17 protein-coding genes are annotated in these 13,592 nt (G+C 63.3%); 8 read left to right on the plus strand and 9 right to left on the minus strand.

Annotated elements, in window-relative coordinates; translation table 11 throughout:
* Positions 1-67: 67 nt before the first annotated feature.
* A complete protein-coding gene (locus REH59_RS16175) occupies positions 68-355 on the minus strand; it encodes a hypothetical protein (protein WP_012052457.1) in 288 nt (95 codons plus the stop codon).
* A 217-nt stretch (positions 356-572) separates the two neighbouring features.
* Here REH59_RS16175 and REH59_RS16180 point away from each other — a divergent pair, with 217 nt between their 5' ends.
* The 3 genes from REH59_RS16180 (at position 573) to REH59_RS16190 (ending at position 2,441) form a co-directional block, all read left to right on the plus strand.
* Complete coding sequence (locus tag REH59_RS16180; protein ID WP_004576661.1) at positions 573-1,100, plus strand: DUF3455 domain-containing protein; 528 nt, start codon at positions 573-575, stop codon at positions 1,098-1,100.
* A gap of 103 nt (positions 1,101-1,203) precedes the next feature.
* A complete protein-coding gene (locus REH59_RS16185) occupies positions 1,204-1,752 on the plus strand; it encodes a sigma-70 family RNA polymerase sigma factor (RefSeq protein ID WP_104961796.1) in 549 nt (182 codons plus the stop codon).
* Positions 1,749-2,441, plus strand: coding sequence for an anti-sigma factor (locus REH59_RS16190; protein WP_014861127.1), 693 nt, complete (start codon positions 1,749-1,751; stop codon positions 2,439-2,441). The genes REH59_RS16185 and REH59_RS16190 overlap by 4 nt, the downstream gene beginning before the upstream one ends.
* A 53-nt stretch (positions 2,442-2,494) precedes the next feature.
* Here the strand turns inward: REH59_RS16190 and REH59_RS16195 are convergent, their stop codons facing one another.
* The 8 genes from REH59_RS16195 to REH59_RS16230 all read right to left on the minus strand — a co-directional run bounded on the left by REH59_RS16195 (position 2,495) and on the right by REH59_RS16230 (position 8,962).
* Positions 2,495-2,752 (minus strand): hypothetical protein, encoded by a 258-nt coding sequence (locus REH59_RS16195; protein ID WP_003248248.1) that lies wholly within the window; start codon positions 2,750-2,752, stop codon positions 2,495-2,497.
* Positions 2,753-3,143: 391 nt separating this feature from the next.
* On the minus strand, positions 3,144-4,541 hold the full coding sequence (locus tag REH59_RS16200; protein ID WP_320450328.1) for an MFS transporter: 1,398 nt from the start codon (positions 4,539-4,541) through the stop codon (positions 3,144-3,146).
* 140 nt (positions 4,542-4,681) lie between these two features.
* Positions 4,682-5,119 (minus strand): type II 3-dehydroquinate dehydratase, encoded by a 438-nt coding sequence (gene aroQ / locus REH59_RS16205; protein WP_003248245.1) that lies wholly within the window; start codon positions 5,117-5,119, stop codon positions 4,682-4,684.
* Positions 5,120-5,123: 4 nt separating this feature from the next.
* Positions 5,124-5,942, minus strand: coding sequence for a shikimate dehydrogenase (aroE, locus tag REH59_RS16210; RefSeq protein ID WP_014861125.1), 819 nt, complete (start codon positions 5,940-5,942; stop codon positions 5,124-5,126).
* Positions 5,939-7,171 (minus strand): CaiB/BaiF CoA transferase family protein, encoded by a 1,233-nt coding sequence (locus REH59_RS16215; protein ID WP_014861124.1) that lies wholly within the window; start codon positions 7,169-7,171, stop codon positions 5,939-5,941. The genes aroE and REH59_RS16215 overlap by 4 nt, the downstream gene beginning before the upstream one ends.
* On the minus strand, positions 7,168-7,623 hold the full coding sequence (locus tag REH59_RS16220) for a MaoC family dehydratase (protein ID WP_004576665.1): 456 nt from the start codon (positions 7,621-7,623) through the stop codon (positions 7,168-7,170). Before REH59_RS16220 ends, REH59_RS16215 begins: the two co-directional genes overlap by 4 nt.
* Entirely contained in the window at positions 7,620-8,018 is a 399-nt protein-coding gene (locus tag REH59_RS16225; protein WP_003248238.1) for a VOC family protein, read from the minus strand. Before REH59_RS16225 ends, REH59_RS16220 begins: the two co-directional genes overlap by 4 nt.
* Entirely contained in the window at positions 8,015-8,962 is a 948-nt protein-coding gene (locus tag REH59_RS16230) for a ketopantoate reductase family protein (protein WP_003248236.1), read from the minus strand. The genes REH59_RS16225 and REH59_RS16230 overlap by 4 nt, the downstream gene beginning before the upstream one ends.
* Positions 8,963-9,055: 93 nt before the next feature.
* Between REH59_RS16230 and REH59_RS16235 the strand changes: the two genes are divergently transcribed.
* The 5 genes from REH59_RS16235 to REH59_RS16255 all read left to right on the plus strand — a co-directional run bounded on the left by REH59_RS16235 (position 9,056) and on the right by REH59_RS16255 (position 13,422).
* On the plus strand, positions 9,056-9,955 hold the full coding sequence (locus REH59_RS16235) for a LysR family transcriptional regulator (protein WP_003248234.1): 900 nt from the start codon (positions 9,056-9,058) through the stop codon (positions 9,953-9,955).
* 346 nt (positions 9,956-10,301) lie between these two features.
* Positions 10,302-11,291 carry an aldo/keto reductase gene (locus REH59_RS16240; RefSeq protein WP_014861123.1) on the plus strand — a complete coding sequence of 330 codons (990 nt, stop codon included), beginning with the start codon at positions 10,302-10,304 and terminating at the stop codon, positions 11,289-11,291.
* A complete protein-coding gene (locus REH59_RS16245) occupies positions 11,288-11,878 on the plus strand; it encodes a flavodoxin (protein ID WP_014861122.1) in 591 nt (196 codons plus the stop codon). The genes REH59_RS16240 and REH59_RS16245 overlap by 4 nt, the downstream gene beginning before the upstream one ends.
* Positions 11,879-11,902: 24 nt before the next feature.
* Positions 11,903-12,895 (plus strand): aldo/keto reductase, encoded by a 993-nt coding sequence (locus tag REH59_RS16250; RefSeq protein WP_014861121.1) that lies wholly within the window; start codon positions 11,903-11,905, stop codon positions 12,893-12,895.
* 59 nt (positions 12,896-12,954) lie between these two features.
* Positions 12,955-13,422: a (R)-mandelonitrile lyase gene (locus REH59_RS16255; protein ID WP_003248227.1), complete on the plus strand. Its 468-nt coding sequence runs from the start codon at positions 12,955-12,957 to the stop codon at positions 13,420-13,422.
* Positions 13,423-13,592 lie beyond the last annotated feature (170 nt).

The raw sequence follows: 13,592 nt of genomic DNA on the forward strand, positions 1-13,592 counted from the left end.
AATTCTCGTTCCAGCGCCCAGGTGCAGCCCGCTGACACCGCGCCCGCCAAACAGCGCAATCGCGCAGTCAGTCCTTGATCTGGCATACGCCATTGGCTTTGTTCTTACCGGTATACGAGACGTCAGGCGAGCCGTCCGGGTTGATCGACAACGATACCGTTACCCCGCCACCTTTGGCCTCGAAATAGTTGTCATTGAATTTTTTCAGCGTGGCTTCCTTGCCATTGATGTAGACAGGCCCACCTTTATCGGCATGGACCTCGATATTGCCGGGGCATGTTGCGTTCAACAGCGGAATACCGGCGTGGGCAGCGCCCGATGCGGCAAGCAACAGGCCCAGTAACAAACGCTTCATTTGCAGTGTCCTCGTGGGGTTGTCGGGGGTGCGCGCGTTAAAGCAGTCCTGCGATAGCAAAGAGGCTCATCGCGCGTTCGAGAGGGTAGGCAAGCACATGCAGGCTCATCTCGCTACGCATTTTTTTTCATTCAGTGCATCCAGTCCGCCCGTTGGCGGGTATTGCTAGTGGGCGGCCTTTGACTGCCCAGCCCAATGACTTTCAGGAGCACTGCCCATGAACTTCAAATACTCCGCCTGCCTGCTCGCCTGCAGCCTCGCCCTTGCGCTGCAGCCCGCCCACGCCCAGACCACGCTGCCAGAAGCGGTCAAAGTCCCTGATGGCCATCGCGTCCTGCTCGAAACCGTCGGCGTCGGCGAGATCACCTACGAGTGCCGCGACAAGGCCAACACCCCCGGTCAGACCGAATGGACTTTCGTCGGCCCCAAGGCAGTGCTCAATGACCGTGGCGGTAAACAGGTGGGCGACTACTTTGGCCCACCCGCTACCTGGCAGGCCAAGGATGGCTCGAAAGTCACTGGCACCCAGTTGGCAGTGGCACCGGCGGACAAAGGCGCCATCCCCTATCAACTGGTCAAGGCCAACCCGGCCGAAGGCAAAGGCGCCATGCAGGGGGTCAGCTACATCCAGCGCCTGGCCACCCGCGGCGGTGTGGCGCCTTCAGTCGACTGCACGGCGCAGAACAAAGGTGCCAGGCAGGTCGTCCAGTACCAGGCTGACTATGTGTTCTGGACAGCCAAGTGACACGCACCTGACCCAACGCCCTGCGAGTGATGATCTACGCTCGATGGCAAGCCCCCCGGCTGGATGGCCGGGGTACTTGCCTTACACAAGGAAGCCACACACGTTGAACTCGCCGGCCACTCCCTTCGACTTCCACCGCTGCCTGTTAGCCTGTGCACAGGGTGACCGGCGGGCCCTGCAGGCGCTCTACGATCACGAAGGCGCGCGCCTGCTGGGCGTTGCCCGACGTATCGCACGTGACGACGCCACCGCAGAAGACATCGTCCACGATGCGATCATCCGCATCTGGACCCGCGCTGCCAGCTACGACCCGGCGCGCGGCTCGGCTCGAGGCTGGATCTACAGCATTACCCGCCACCTGGCGCTGAATTCGATACGTGATACCCGCCGTGAAACTGTACTGACCGATGCCGACACCGAAACTGCGTCAACATTGCACGGGAGGGTTGATGACCTTGACCTCTGGTCCGGCTCAGCAAAGATTTACCGCTGTCTTGAACAACTGCAGCCCGCACCGCAACGCTGCATCCTGCACGCCTACGTGGACGGCTGCAGCCACGCCGAGATAGCCGGTTTATTGGGCGCGCCACTGGGCACTGTCAAGGCCTGGATCAAACGCAGCCTCAAAGCGCTACGGGAGTGCCTGGAATGAAGCCCGATTCTGCCGAAAAACTGGACAGCCTCGCCGGGGAATATGTGCTGGGGACCTTGTCGCCGGAGCAATATGCCGCGGCGGCCGAACGCCTGCGTACCGACCCCGCGCTTCGCGCCGCCGTGGATGCCTGGGAGGCCCGGCTGCTGGAGCTGACCGCGCTGTCTACCCCGCAGCCCCCAAGCCCCCGCCTGTGGCGCCGTATCCAGCGCAGCCTCGACGAGCTGCCCGCACCGCGCACGCAGGCTCGCTGGTGGCAACGCCTCGGCCTGTGGCAAGGGCTCAGCGCCGCAGGGCTGGCTGCAAGCCTGCTGCTGGCGTTTACCTTGCTGACCACGCCCCCCTCTACCACGCAATACCTGGTGGTGCTGGTGGCGCCGAACAGCCAGGCCCCCGGCTGGGTGGTGCAGGCCAGCGACAGCCACATGATCGAACTGCTGCCGCTAGGCCAGGACACGGTCCCCGACGGCATGGCCCTGCAGTTCTGGACCAAGGGCGAGCAATGGCGTGCCCCGGTTTCGCTTGGCCTGGTCAAACCGGGCGAACCCTATCGAGTTCCGCTGCAAAGCCTGCCCCCTTTGGAGGCCAATCAATTGTTCGAGCTGACGCTGGAGAAAGCCGGTGGCTCGCCGACCGGTCTGCCGACAGGGCCGGTGAAGTTCATTGGTCGCGCGGTGAAAGTGATATGACACGAAAGGGCCGCAGAACATGACTGCGGCCTTCGCAAGGCTGGAAGCCAGGGTCAGCCGCGGATCACCTCAAGGCGATCCCGCCCAGCCTCTGTGATGGCGTTCTCCCCTTCATCGCTGATGCGATAACGTCCTGACACCATTTTGGTAATTGAGAACCTGACCAGCCCGCTTTGGGACAAGGCTTGGCCTGCTTCGAAGCGCATTGCCTGCTCCAGGTCGAAGATCTTGATCTCTCCGATTTTGTAGCGTGCAAACGCGACCAAGGCGTTATCCAGTTCTTGTTGACTGATCGTTGTAGCGACTTCCATTCGACCTCCCAGGTCATGAGAGCCCCGGTCCGTGGGGGGTGAAGGCAACGAACCGGGTGGCTTGTTGAAGGCGGACCGTACTATGCAGTCACGGAAGTCGCTACTGGCTTTCCATCCATGCTGGATGGGTAGGCAGCACGACACCCGCCACACCTACGGTCACTTCAAGAGCCGTCGCTGGCGGCGGAACGCTTACGGCCTTGATCTGCGTCGTCCTGTTCAGTGCCCGCTGCCCTTTACGCCCGTGCGCTTTGGGGCGAAAAGCTGCCGATCGTGAATGACCGCTATCGACCCGTTATCGGTTGTCCGTTCGCTGTAGGTCGTTAATGGCCCAAAGGATCCCGATCCCAACACCTGTCCCCCTGATGACGTGGCCGTGAACCCAACACAGCTAAGTACGCAATACCTGTTCACCAGCATTGGCCGGCAGGCGTACTGCATCAACCAACGCGGCGCAAGCAATCAGGCCGATACCGACAAGCGCCCAGCGAAAGTCGCCCACCGTCATCTCGCTTTCCCCCCCACGCAGCATCGTCGATACCCTCAGCAGCAGGGCCGCAATCGCAACCCCGAGCGCCATCGCCAGTTGGAAGAACATGCTGAACAGCGTCGACGCCTGGCCCATCTGTGCTTTTGGCACCTCGGCAAAACCGATGGCGTTGTAGGTGGTGAACTGCATGGAACGAGACAGCCCGCCGATGAACAGCACCAGCGCCACCCAGTACCACGGCATGTCTTGCTGCAGGAGCAAGCACGCGAAAATGCAACCGACGCCGATCAAGCCATTGACCAGCAGCACTCGACGAAAGCCGTGGCGGCGCAGCAGCCCGGTGGTAAACGGTTTCATCGCGAGGTTGCCGACGAAGATCGCCAGCACCAGCAACCCGGCATCCACCGGCGAATAGCCGAAACCGATCTGCAGCAACAGCGGAATCAGGAACGGCAAGGCGCTGATCGACAGGCGGAACAACGTGCCGCCGATGATGCTGGCGCGGAACGTGGCGATGCCTAGGGTAGCCAGCGGTAGCAGTGGCGCCGGGTGACGCTGGCAATGGCGGATCGACAGCCAGGTCAGCAGAGCCCCCACGGCCACCAGTGTAGCGCCTGTGCCGAGGCTGCCGCCCGACAGCGAGCCGAGCATCTCCAGGCCCAGCAACCAGGTCGCGCAGGCCGAAGCGAGGAAGACGAAGCCGAGCCAGTCGAAACGGCGCGCTTCACTGGCACGCGTGTTGGGGACCAGCCACCACGCCGCTGCGATGGCCAGCAGGCCGAGCGGGATGTTCAGGTAGAAGATCCACGGCCACGACAGGTGGGTGACGATCAACCCGCCAATCGGTGGGCCGAGCACCGGCGCCACCAACCCGGGCCAGGTGATCACCGCAAGCACCTTGACCAGGTTCTGCTTCTCGGTGGTGCGCAGCACCACCAGACGCCCGACCGGTACCATCAGCGCGCCACCGATGCCTTGCAGCACCCGTGCGGCGACGAAGGTTTCCAAGGTTTGTGCCAATCCGCACAGCCACGAGGCCAGGGTGAACAGGCCAATGGCCCCGGCGAACACCTGGCGCGCGCCGAAGCGGTCGGCGACCCAGCCGCTGAGCGGGATGAACACTGCCACCGCCAGCAGGTAGGCGCTGATGCCGATGTTCAGGCTGACCGGGTTCTCGGCGAAGTCACGGGCCATCTGCGGCAGCGCGGTGGCGATGACGGTGGCGTCGAGGTTTTCCATGAAGAAGGTGACGGCGACCAGCAAGGCGATGCCGGTGTTGGGGACTGCGGGGGTGGCCAAGGGTTCAGTTCCTTCTGCAAAAGGAGAGTCTCGATTGTAGGTGCGGGTTTACCCGCGAACACCGGCGCAGCCGGTGCCATGCCCCGCGTCACCTGCTTCGCGGGTAAACCCGCTCAGAGCGCCGAGCCATGCGGCCCTGCTCAGACCATGCTCATCGCCGCACGCAGTGCCAGCAGGTAGGTTTCGACACCAAACCCGCAGATCTGCCCGCGCACCACCTCGGCAAATACCGAGTGATGGCGGAATGGCTCCCTGGCATGGATGTTGGACATGTGCACTTCTACCACCGGCACTTCGATAATGGCCAATGCATCACGAATGCCGTAGCTGTAATGCGTCCAGGCACCGGCATTGATCAGCACCGCATCCACCCGGTCCTCATAGGCCTGATGGATGCGTTCGCACAGGGCGCCCTCGAAGTTGCTCTGGAAGCTCACGACCTGCGCCCCCAGCTCTTCGCCCAGGGCCTGCAACGCCTGGTCGATGTCGGCCAGGGTCGCTGTGCCGTACTGGCGCGGGTCGCGCTTGCCGAACATGTTGTGGTTGATGCCATGCAGCATCAGTACATTGGCGACCATCGACCTACTCCAGGGGAATCGTCAGCTGATCGATCACGGCACGTGTGTCGGGCCGCACCCCGCGCCACCAGGCAAACGCCTCGGCGGCCTGCTCCACCAGCATGCCGACGCCATCGGCCAGGCGCGCCTGGCCCTGCTCGCGAGCCAGGCGCAGGAAAGGCGTGAGGCCTTTGCCATAGGCCAGCTCGTAGGCCAAGGCCGCCTCCCCCAGCACATCAGCCGGCAGTGGCGGCAAGTCAGCGGTCAGGCTCGCCGAGGTGGCGTTGACCACGATGTCGAACGATTGCCCTTCCAGCGCTTCGTAGCGGCTGATGCGCAGACGCGGGTGATCGAGCTCGTTACGCAGCGCCAGCGCCTTGGCCATGTCCCGGTTGGCGATCACCAGCTCGCGTGGGCCCGCCTGCAGGAACGGCAGCAACGCCCCGCGCACCGCGCCGCCAGCGCCCAGCAGCAGCACACGGCGGTTGCGCAGCGGCTCGCCAAGGTTCTCCTCGATGTCCCGCAGCAAACCGATGCCATCGAAGTTCTCGGCGACGATGCAGCCATCCTCGAACTTCAGCGCATTGGCCGCCCGTGCCAATTGCGCCCGCTCGCTGCGCCGGTCGGCCAGTTCGAAAGCACGCAGCTTGAACGGGGCGGTGATGTTCATGCCCTTCCCGCCTTCGCTACGAAACTGCAGTACCTGGGCTTCGAAGTCGTCCAGCGAGCCTTCGATAGCCCCGTATTCCAGCTGCTGGTTGCTGGCCTGGGCGAACAGGCCATGAATCAGTGGGGACTTGGTGTGGTTGATCGGTCGGCCGATCACTGCGTAGCGGTCGCTCATCGTGCATCTCCGTGGGTAAACAACACGCCATCCGCCTGCAAGGCAGTGATTTCTTCAAGGCTGAAGCCAAGCCCGGCGGCCACTTCGGCGTTGTGCTGGCCAAGGTCCGGGGCGACTTGGTGAATCGTGGTATCGCAGTCGGAAAAGCGGAACGGCAGGTTGGCCAGGCGCAGCGTGCCGTAGCGTGGGTGCTGCTGCTCGATGACCATGTTGCGTGCCTGGATCTGCGGGTCGGCCAGCACTTCGTCGATGCGTTGAACCTTGGCACTGGGGATGTCGATGCCATCGAGCAACGCGAGGATCTCGGCCACCCGACGCGCGCCAACCCAGTCGCGGACCACCGCCAGGATCGCCTCGCGGTGGGCATTGCGGCCGTTGAGGCTGTGGTAGCGGCGGTCGCTGCCGAACCCGGGCGGGCCGCCGTTGGCTTCGAGCATGGCCGCGAAGCGCTGCCAGGCATCGTCGACCTGGGCGGCGATCACCAGGTCGCCGTCGGTGGCGCGGAACACGCCGTACAGGGTCGAAGTGGGCATGTCGTGGCCGGTCTGCTGGGGCAACACAGTGCCACCGGACAGCGTGTAACACTGCACCGCGTATTCGTGCATCGACACCAGGGTGTCGTACAGCGCCATGTCGATGTGCTGGCCTCGGCCACTGCTCACCCGGCCGAGCAGCGCGGCATTGATCGCCGCCACCGCGTGGATGCCGGTGTACATGTCGCCCAGGGAAATACGCAGCAGCGGCGGTGCCTCGCCCGGCACGCCCACCATCTGCATGATCCCGCTCTTGGCCTCGGCGATCAGGCCGAAGCCGGCGCGGTGGGCGTCCGGTCCGGTATGGCCGTAGGCGGAAATCGAGCAGTACACCAGGCGCGGGTTGCGCGCCGACAGCTCGGCGTAGCCCAGGCCCAGCTTGTCCAGGGCGCCGGGGCGGTAGTTCTCGATGAACACGTCGGCCGAATCGGTCAGGCGCTGCATGAACGCCTTGCCGCGCGGGTCCTTCATGTTGACGCTGACGCCCTGCTTGCCCATGTTCAGCTGCAGGAAATAGCCGCTCTGCTGGTCGTCCAGGGTGAACGCATGCTGGCGGCCAGCGTCGCCGCTACCCGGCCGCTCGACCTTGATCACCTCTGCGCCGAGCGCCGCCAGGCAACGGCCGACATAGGGGCCGGCGAGGAAGTGGCTGTAGTCAATGACGCGGATACCCGCCAATGGCAATGCCTGGCTCATGCTGCTGCCCTCCGCGGCACCATCAACCGGTGCTCGCCACGTTGCACGACTTCGCCGTGCTGGTTGATCAGTTCCGAAGGCAGCACCACGATGCCCCAGCCAGGTCGGCTGTTGCTCGGGCGCATCGCCCCCACCCGCATGCGCACGTGGAGCACGTCGTTGACCTTGATCGGCAGCACGAAGTCCCAGGTCCAGCCCAGCGACATGCCCGGTAGGAAGCGGTACTCGCACTGGGTCTTCAGGCCGTCGGCGATCGACAGCCCGAACAGGCCGTGGGCGACCAGGCAGCCAAAGTGGCTGGCGTTGGCGTAGGCCTCATCGACATGTACCGGGGTGTGGTCGCCGGTGAGGTCGGCGTAGGCCAGGATGCGTTCGCGGGTCACGGTGTAGGTCGGGCTGATGCACTCATCGCCTTCGCGGGCATCGTCCCAGTACTTTTCAATCACGCTCATGCCTGCACCTCCGCGCGCGGGTCGATGGCCAGTGCCTGGGCTACGCATTTGGCCGGCAGCGCCTGGATGAACTCCACCGCCAGGCCATCAGGCAGGCGTAACCAGTTACGGCCCTGGGGCATTTCGCTGACGCCAAAGCGCTGGGCAGCGGCCAGTGCCGCTTCCAGGTCTTCGCACATGATGCCCAGGTGCGCCAGGCGCCCTTCCGGGCCAGCGAAGTCCGGCTGGTGAATGAACTGCAGGCCGCCGAGGGTCCAGTACTGTGCCGGCTGCTCGACGTCACCCTGCACTTCACGCATGGTCATGCCGCACACCTCGCTGAAAAAGCGGATATGCCATTGAATGTCCTGCACCCAGAACGCCACGTGTTCGAGGTAGGCTTTTGACTGGCTCATGGGGTTTCCCTCTTCTGGTGATCGGCCATGGCGCGCTCGATACCCTTGATGCAGGCCACCAGGGTCGCGTTGACCGGCGTGGCCACGCCATGGCGCTGGCCCCAGCGCACGACGGAGCCGTTGATGAAGTCGATTTCGGTGATCGAGTTTTTTTCCAGGCTCTGCAGCATCGAGGTGCGGAAGCTCGCCGGCAGGCCCTCGGCGGCCAGTGACCAGGCAGCCTCGGGGCTGGTCAGGCTCAAGCGAATGCCCGCGCGCTCGGCCACGGCAATGGCCTCGGCCACGGCGGCCTTGGCGGTGCTTTCCAGCAGCGGCTCGCTGTACAGCTGGCCGTAACTGAGCATGGTGATGCCGCTCAATGCACCGGTGGCGACGTTGACCAGCAGCTTGTCCCACATGGTGCCGAGGATGTTGTCGCTGACCGTGGTGGCCAGCCCGGCATTGTTGAACGCTTCGGCGATGGCCTGCACGCGGGGCGTCAGCTGGCCGTCGAGCTCACCGATGAAAGTCTGTTTGCCGGCCACACCGGCGCGGATCGAGCCCGGTGCGAGGAGCACGCCGCCGACATAGGTCTTGCCAGCCAGCACCCGCTCGCGACCCACCACTTCGGCCAGGATATCCTCGTGGCCGAGGCCATTCTGCAGCGACAGCACCAACGTCTGTGGGCCTATCAGCGCGAGGGCACCGGCGATGGCCTCGGCAGTGTGAAACGACTTCACCAGCACCACCACCAAATCGGTCACGCCAACGTCTTCGGCTTCGATGGCCGCGTTGACCGGTACATAGCGCTCGCCCCGTTCGTCCTGCACCCGCAGCCCATGCTGGTTCATCGCCTCGACATGCGCGCGGCCGCGGTTCAGCAGCCAGGTTTCATGCCCTGCCTCGCTCAGGGCTGCGCCAATGGCGCACCCCAGTGCACCGGCGCCCAGAATGCAGATTTTCACGTCGCAGACCTCCTGTGATTTGCGATCACCTTATGCAGCGGGGTTTATTTGCGCTATACAATGACCTCAATACAGCTATTGAGAATCTCAATAATGACTACCCTGGAGGCCCTGCCCGAACCCAAGCTGCTGCAGCTGTTCGACGTGCTGTACCAATGCCGCAGCGTGACCCGCGCCGCCGAACAGTTAGGGCAGAGCCAGCCGACCATCAGCATCTGGCTGGCGCGCCTGCGCGAGCAATTGAACGACCCGCTGTTCGTGCGTACGCCGGGCGGCATGGCCCCTACCCCCCGCGCCGATCAGCTGATAGGGCCGTGCCGTGAGGTGCTGGAATCGCTGCGCCGGCTGACCGCCTGGGAGCCGCAGTTCATCGCCGCCACAGCGCAGCGGCGTTTTCGCCTGTGTGTCAGCGATGCCAGCCACATCACCTTGCTGCCAAGCATCCTCAACCATCTGCGCAGCCATGCACCGGGCATCCGCCTGGAGGCGGCGCGGATCGACGGCAATACCGAGAGCGCGCTGGAGTCGGGCGAAGCGGACCTGGCCATCGGCTTCGTGCCCTGGCTGGGAGGGGGGATGTATCAGCAGGTGCTGTTCGAGCAGGACTGGGTGTGCCTGAGCAACCCGCAGCATCCGCGCCTGGGCGATGGCATGAGCCTGGAGCGGTATCGGGCCGAGGGGCATGTGCAGATCAGTTTCGGCACCGGGCAGAAGCTGCTGGAAGCGGGATTGGCGCGGGCCGGGATCGAACGGCGGATCATGCTCGAGCTGCCAGCGTTTCTCGGGTTAGGGATGATAATCGGGACTACCGATCTCCTGGGCACCTTGCCGCGGCATATCGGGCAGACACTGGCCGATATGCATGGGCTACAGGTCCATGACTGCCCGTTCGAAGTGGAGGGGTTCACGGTCAAACAGCATTGGCATGCCCGCTATCATCAGGACAATGGAAATCGATGGTTGAGGGAAGTCGTTCGCGGATTGTTTCAGTAAGCCCGCCAAGCAGGCTCCCGTTTCGACTTGGATAGCAGGTCTGATTCAAGCCATCCGCTCTGGCCGCACGCCTATCTTCGCGAAGGATGGGCTTGGGTCGTAAATTGGCATTCACGACCGGCCGCTTTCGACCATAAGCGGTCGCTCGATTATTTACTATTAAACGCGAACGGCCTGTTTCTGAGCACTTGCTTAGGGCGTCTAGACGTCCATGAGGACACAGTCGCCACCTCCCGATTTCTGGGACTGATGAGCAAACCTCATGAACCCTTGCCGATTTCACCGTCTAGTCCCCGCTCGTTAGCTCGCTTACTGTGCTCCCAACGCCAAATGTCGGGAGATCCAAATGCACAAGCGCACACTCGGAAACAGTTCACTCGAAGTGTCAGCCCTGGGTTTGGGTTGCATGGGACTGAGCCATGGCTACGGCCCGGCGACTGACACAAAACAAGCCATTGCGCTGATCCGATCGGCGGTTGACCGAGGCGTCACGCTCTTCGATACCGCCGAGGTTTACGGCCCTTACCTGAACGAACAAGTGGTAGGCGAAGCCCTCGCCCCGGTGCGCGATCAAGTGGTCATCGCCACCAAGTTCGGCTTCACCTTCGGCGACGACAATAAACAACAAATTCTCAACAGCCGCCCTGAGCACATCCGGGTCGCGGTCGAGGGTTCGTTGCGTCGACTGAAGACCGATTACATCGATCTGCTTTACCAGCACCGCGTCGATCCGGATGTGCCGATCGAGGAAGTCGCCGGGGTGGTGAAAGACTTGATTGGCGAAGGTAAGGTCAAGCACTTCGGCCTGTCAGAGGCTGGTGCGCAGACCATTCGCCGTGCGCACGCGGTACAGCCAGTCGCAGCGTTGCAAAGCGAATACTCGCTGTGGTGGCGCGAGCCTGAGCAGGAAATCCTGCCGACGCTGTGGGAGTTAGGCATCGGCCTCGTGCCGTTCAGCCCATTGGGCAAAGGTTTTCTCACCGGCGCGGTGTCGGCGCAGGCCACTTACGGCAGCGACGATTTCCGCAGCATCGTCCCCCGTTTCAGTCAGTCGGCGCTGCAAGCCAATCAGGGACTGGTGGTGTTGATTCGTCAGATCGCCGCGCAGAAACAAGCGACACCCGCACAGATCGCACTGGCATGGCTGCTCGCGCAGGCGCCATGGATTGTGCCGATTCCGGGGACAACCAAACTGCATCGCCTGGAAGAAAACCTCGGCGGCGCGGACATCACGCTTGACGCCTTCGAACTTAAGGCAATTGATACAGCGCTGGCGCAGATTCGCGTCGAAGGCGAGCGTTATCCCGAGGCCCTTAAGGCGCGCGTGGGTCGATGAGCAACGATCACGACCCGCTGCGGCGCACGGTGATCGCCGCACTGGCCAGCGCCCCGCTGCTGTCGCTCGCCGACACGCAAGGCGTCCGTCAAACACCGCGTTCAGGCTCGCGGATTCTGGTCGCGTACTTCTCGCGCTCGGGCAATACCCGCGTGGTCGCCGGGCTGATCCAGCGTGGACTGGGTGCCGATCTCTTCGAGATTCGCCCGGCCCACGCCTACCCCGAGGACTATCTGCAAACCGTGGAGCAAGCGCGTCAGGAGCGTGACAGCGGCTTCGAGCCCGAGCTGCAAAACAAGGTTCACGCCCTCAGCGACTACGACACGATCTATCTCGGCTTTCCGATCTGGGGTGAAACCGCCCCGCCCATCGTGCGCGCCTTTCTCAGCGCCCACGACCTGACCGGCAAGACCCTCATCCCCTTCAATACCCACGGTGGTTATGGCTTGGGCAACAGCCGCAGCGTGCTGGTCGAGCACGCGCCGAAGGTTCGGGTTCTCGAAGGTTTTGTGATGGAGAGTGAGCAGGAGCGCAAGACCATGGAACGCGTGAACGGCTGGTTGAGCAATCAACCCAGCACGCGTTAATCGAATTCTGTACGGAGTGACATCATGAAAATCCGCACGTTGGGCAATGGCCTGGAAGTGTCTGCACTGGGCCTTGGCTGCATGAGCATGACCTCGGCTTATGGGCCGGCTGCCGACAAAGCCGGCATGATCAAGCTGATTCGTTCGGCCCACGAGCAAGGCATCACTTTGTTCGACACCGCCGAAGCGTATGGCCCGTTCGCCAATGAAGAACTGCTGGGCGAGGCCTTGCAGCCGATCCGCGAGCAGGTCGTCATCGCCACCAAGTTCGGCTTCGATATCGACCTGATCACCGGTGCACGCGGCGGTGGAACCAACAGCCGCCCGGAACATATACGCGCCGTGGCCGAGGCGTCGTTGAAGCGTCTTCGCACCGATTGCATCGACCTGTTTTATCAGCACCGCGTCGATCCGCAGGTCCCCATCGAAGACGTCGCCGGCACCGTCAAGGATCTGATCGCTGAGGGCAAGGTCAAGCATTTCGGCCTATCTGAGGCGGGTGTGCAAACCATTCGCCGGGCGCACGCGGTGCAAGCGGTCACGGCGGTGCAGAGCGAATATTCGCTGTTCTGGCGAGGCCCGGAGTTGGAGCTGCTGGCCGTACTGGAAGAACTGGGAATCGGTTTCGTACCGTTCAGCCCCCTCGGAGCCGGTTTCCTCACCGGCCAGATCGATGAGCACACGCAGTTCGATGCCAGCGATTTCCGCAACTTCGTCCCGCGTTTTTCCCCTGAAGCGCGCAAGGCCAATCTGGCATTGGTCGAGGTGGTGAAAGCCGTCGCGCAACGCAAACACGCCACGCCGGCGCAAGTGGCGCTGGCCTGGTTGCTCGCACAGAGACCGTGGATTGTGCCGATCCCAGGCACGACCAAACCCCATCGACTGGAAGAGAACCTGGGCGCAGTCGAACTGCAATTGACCGGTGACGATCTGCGCGAGATCAACCAACAGATGGCGCAGATTCAAGTGCACGGTGAACGCCTGCCGGAATCGGCACTGAAGATGACCGGACTCTGAGTCTGCCCAACGCGGCGCCACGTGCGGCGCCACTTTCGCGTCTGAATGGAGTTGACCCGATGAACCGATTGATTGCACCACTCGTTGCTTTGTCATTCATGGCGGCAGAATCCCAGGCCGCCAGCGAAATCCGCGTTACGCCGAACGGCTCGCAGCCCTCGGTCAAGGGCGCTGCTCAAAACTTTACCGGCACGGTGCGCGTTGATGGCCTGTTCAACGGTGATGCGCCGGCGCGCATCGGCGGCGGCACGGTGACCTTCGAGCCCGGCGCACGCACGGCTTGGCACACCCACCCGCTGGGGCAAACGCTGATCGTCACCGCCGGCGTCGGCTACGTGCAGCAAGAGGGCGGCCCGCGACAGGAAATCCGGCCGGGCGACACTGTCTGGATTCCGCCGCACACCCGTCATTGGCATGGCGCCACGGCCAGCAACGGCATGACCCACATCGCCATCGCTGAAGCCGAGGACGGCAACACCGTCACCTGGGCAGAACAGGTCTCGGAGGCGCAATACGCCGGCCAATGAAGTTACGGAATGTGTCGAAGTTGCTCGCCCGGCACCTTTATCGCAGTCCGTCATCCGCCCTGCAGGCCCCGCATCAGCGGGGTCGCGCCGGAATTGCAGCGGTAAGGTCAAGGTCGACTCATGAGCTCTGCTCAGAAGTCCATGCGCAATTTCGGGGTTAATCGATACAA

The organism is Pseudomonas sp. BO3-4 (genome assembly GCF_034044115.1).
GTDB classification, from domain to species: Bacteria; Pseudomonadota; Gammaproteobacteria; order Pseudomonadales; family Pseudomonadaceae; genus Aquipseudomonas; species Aquipseudomonas alloputida.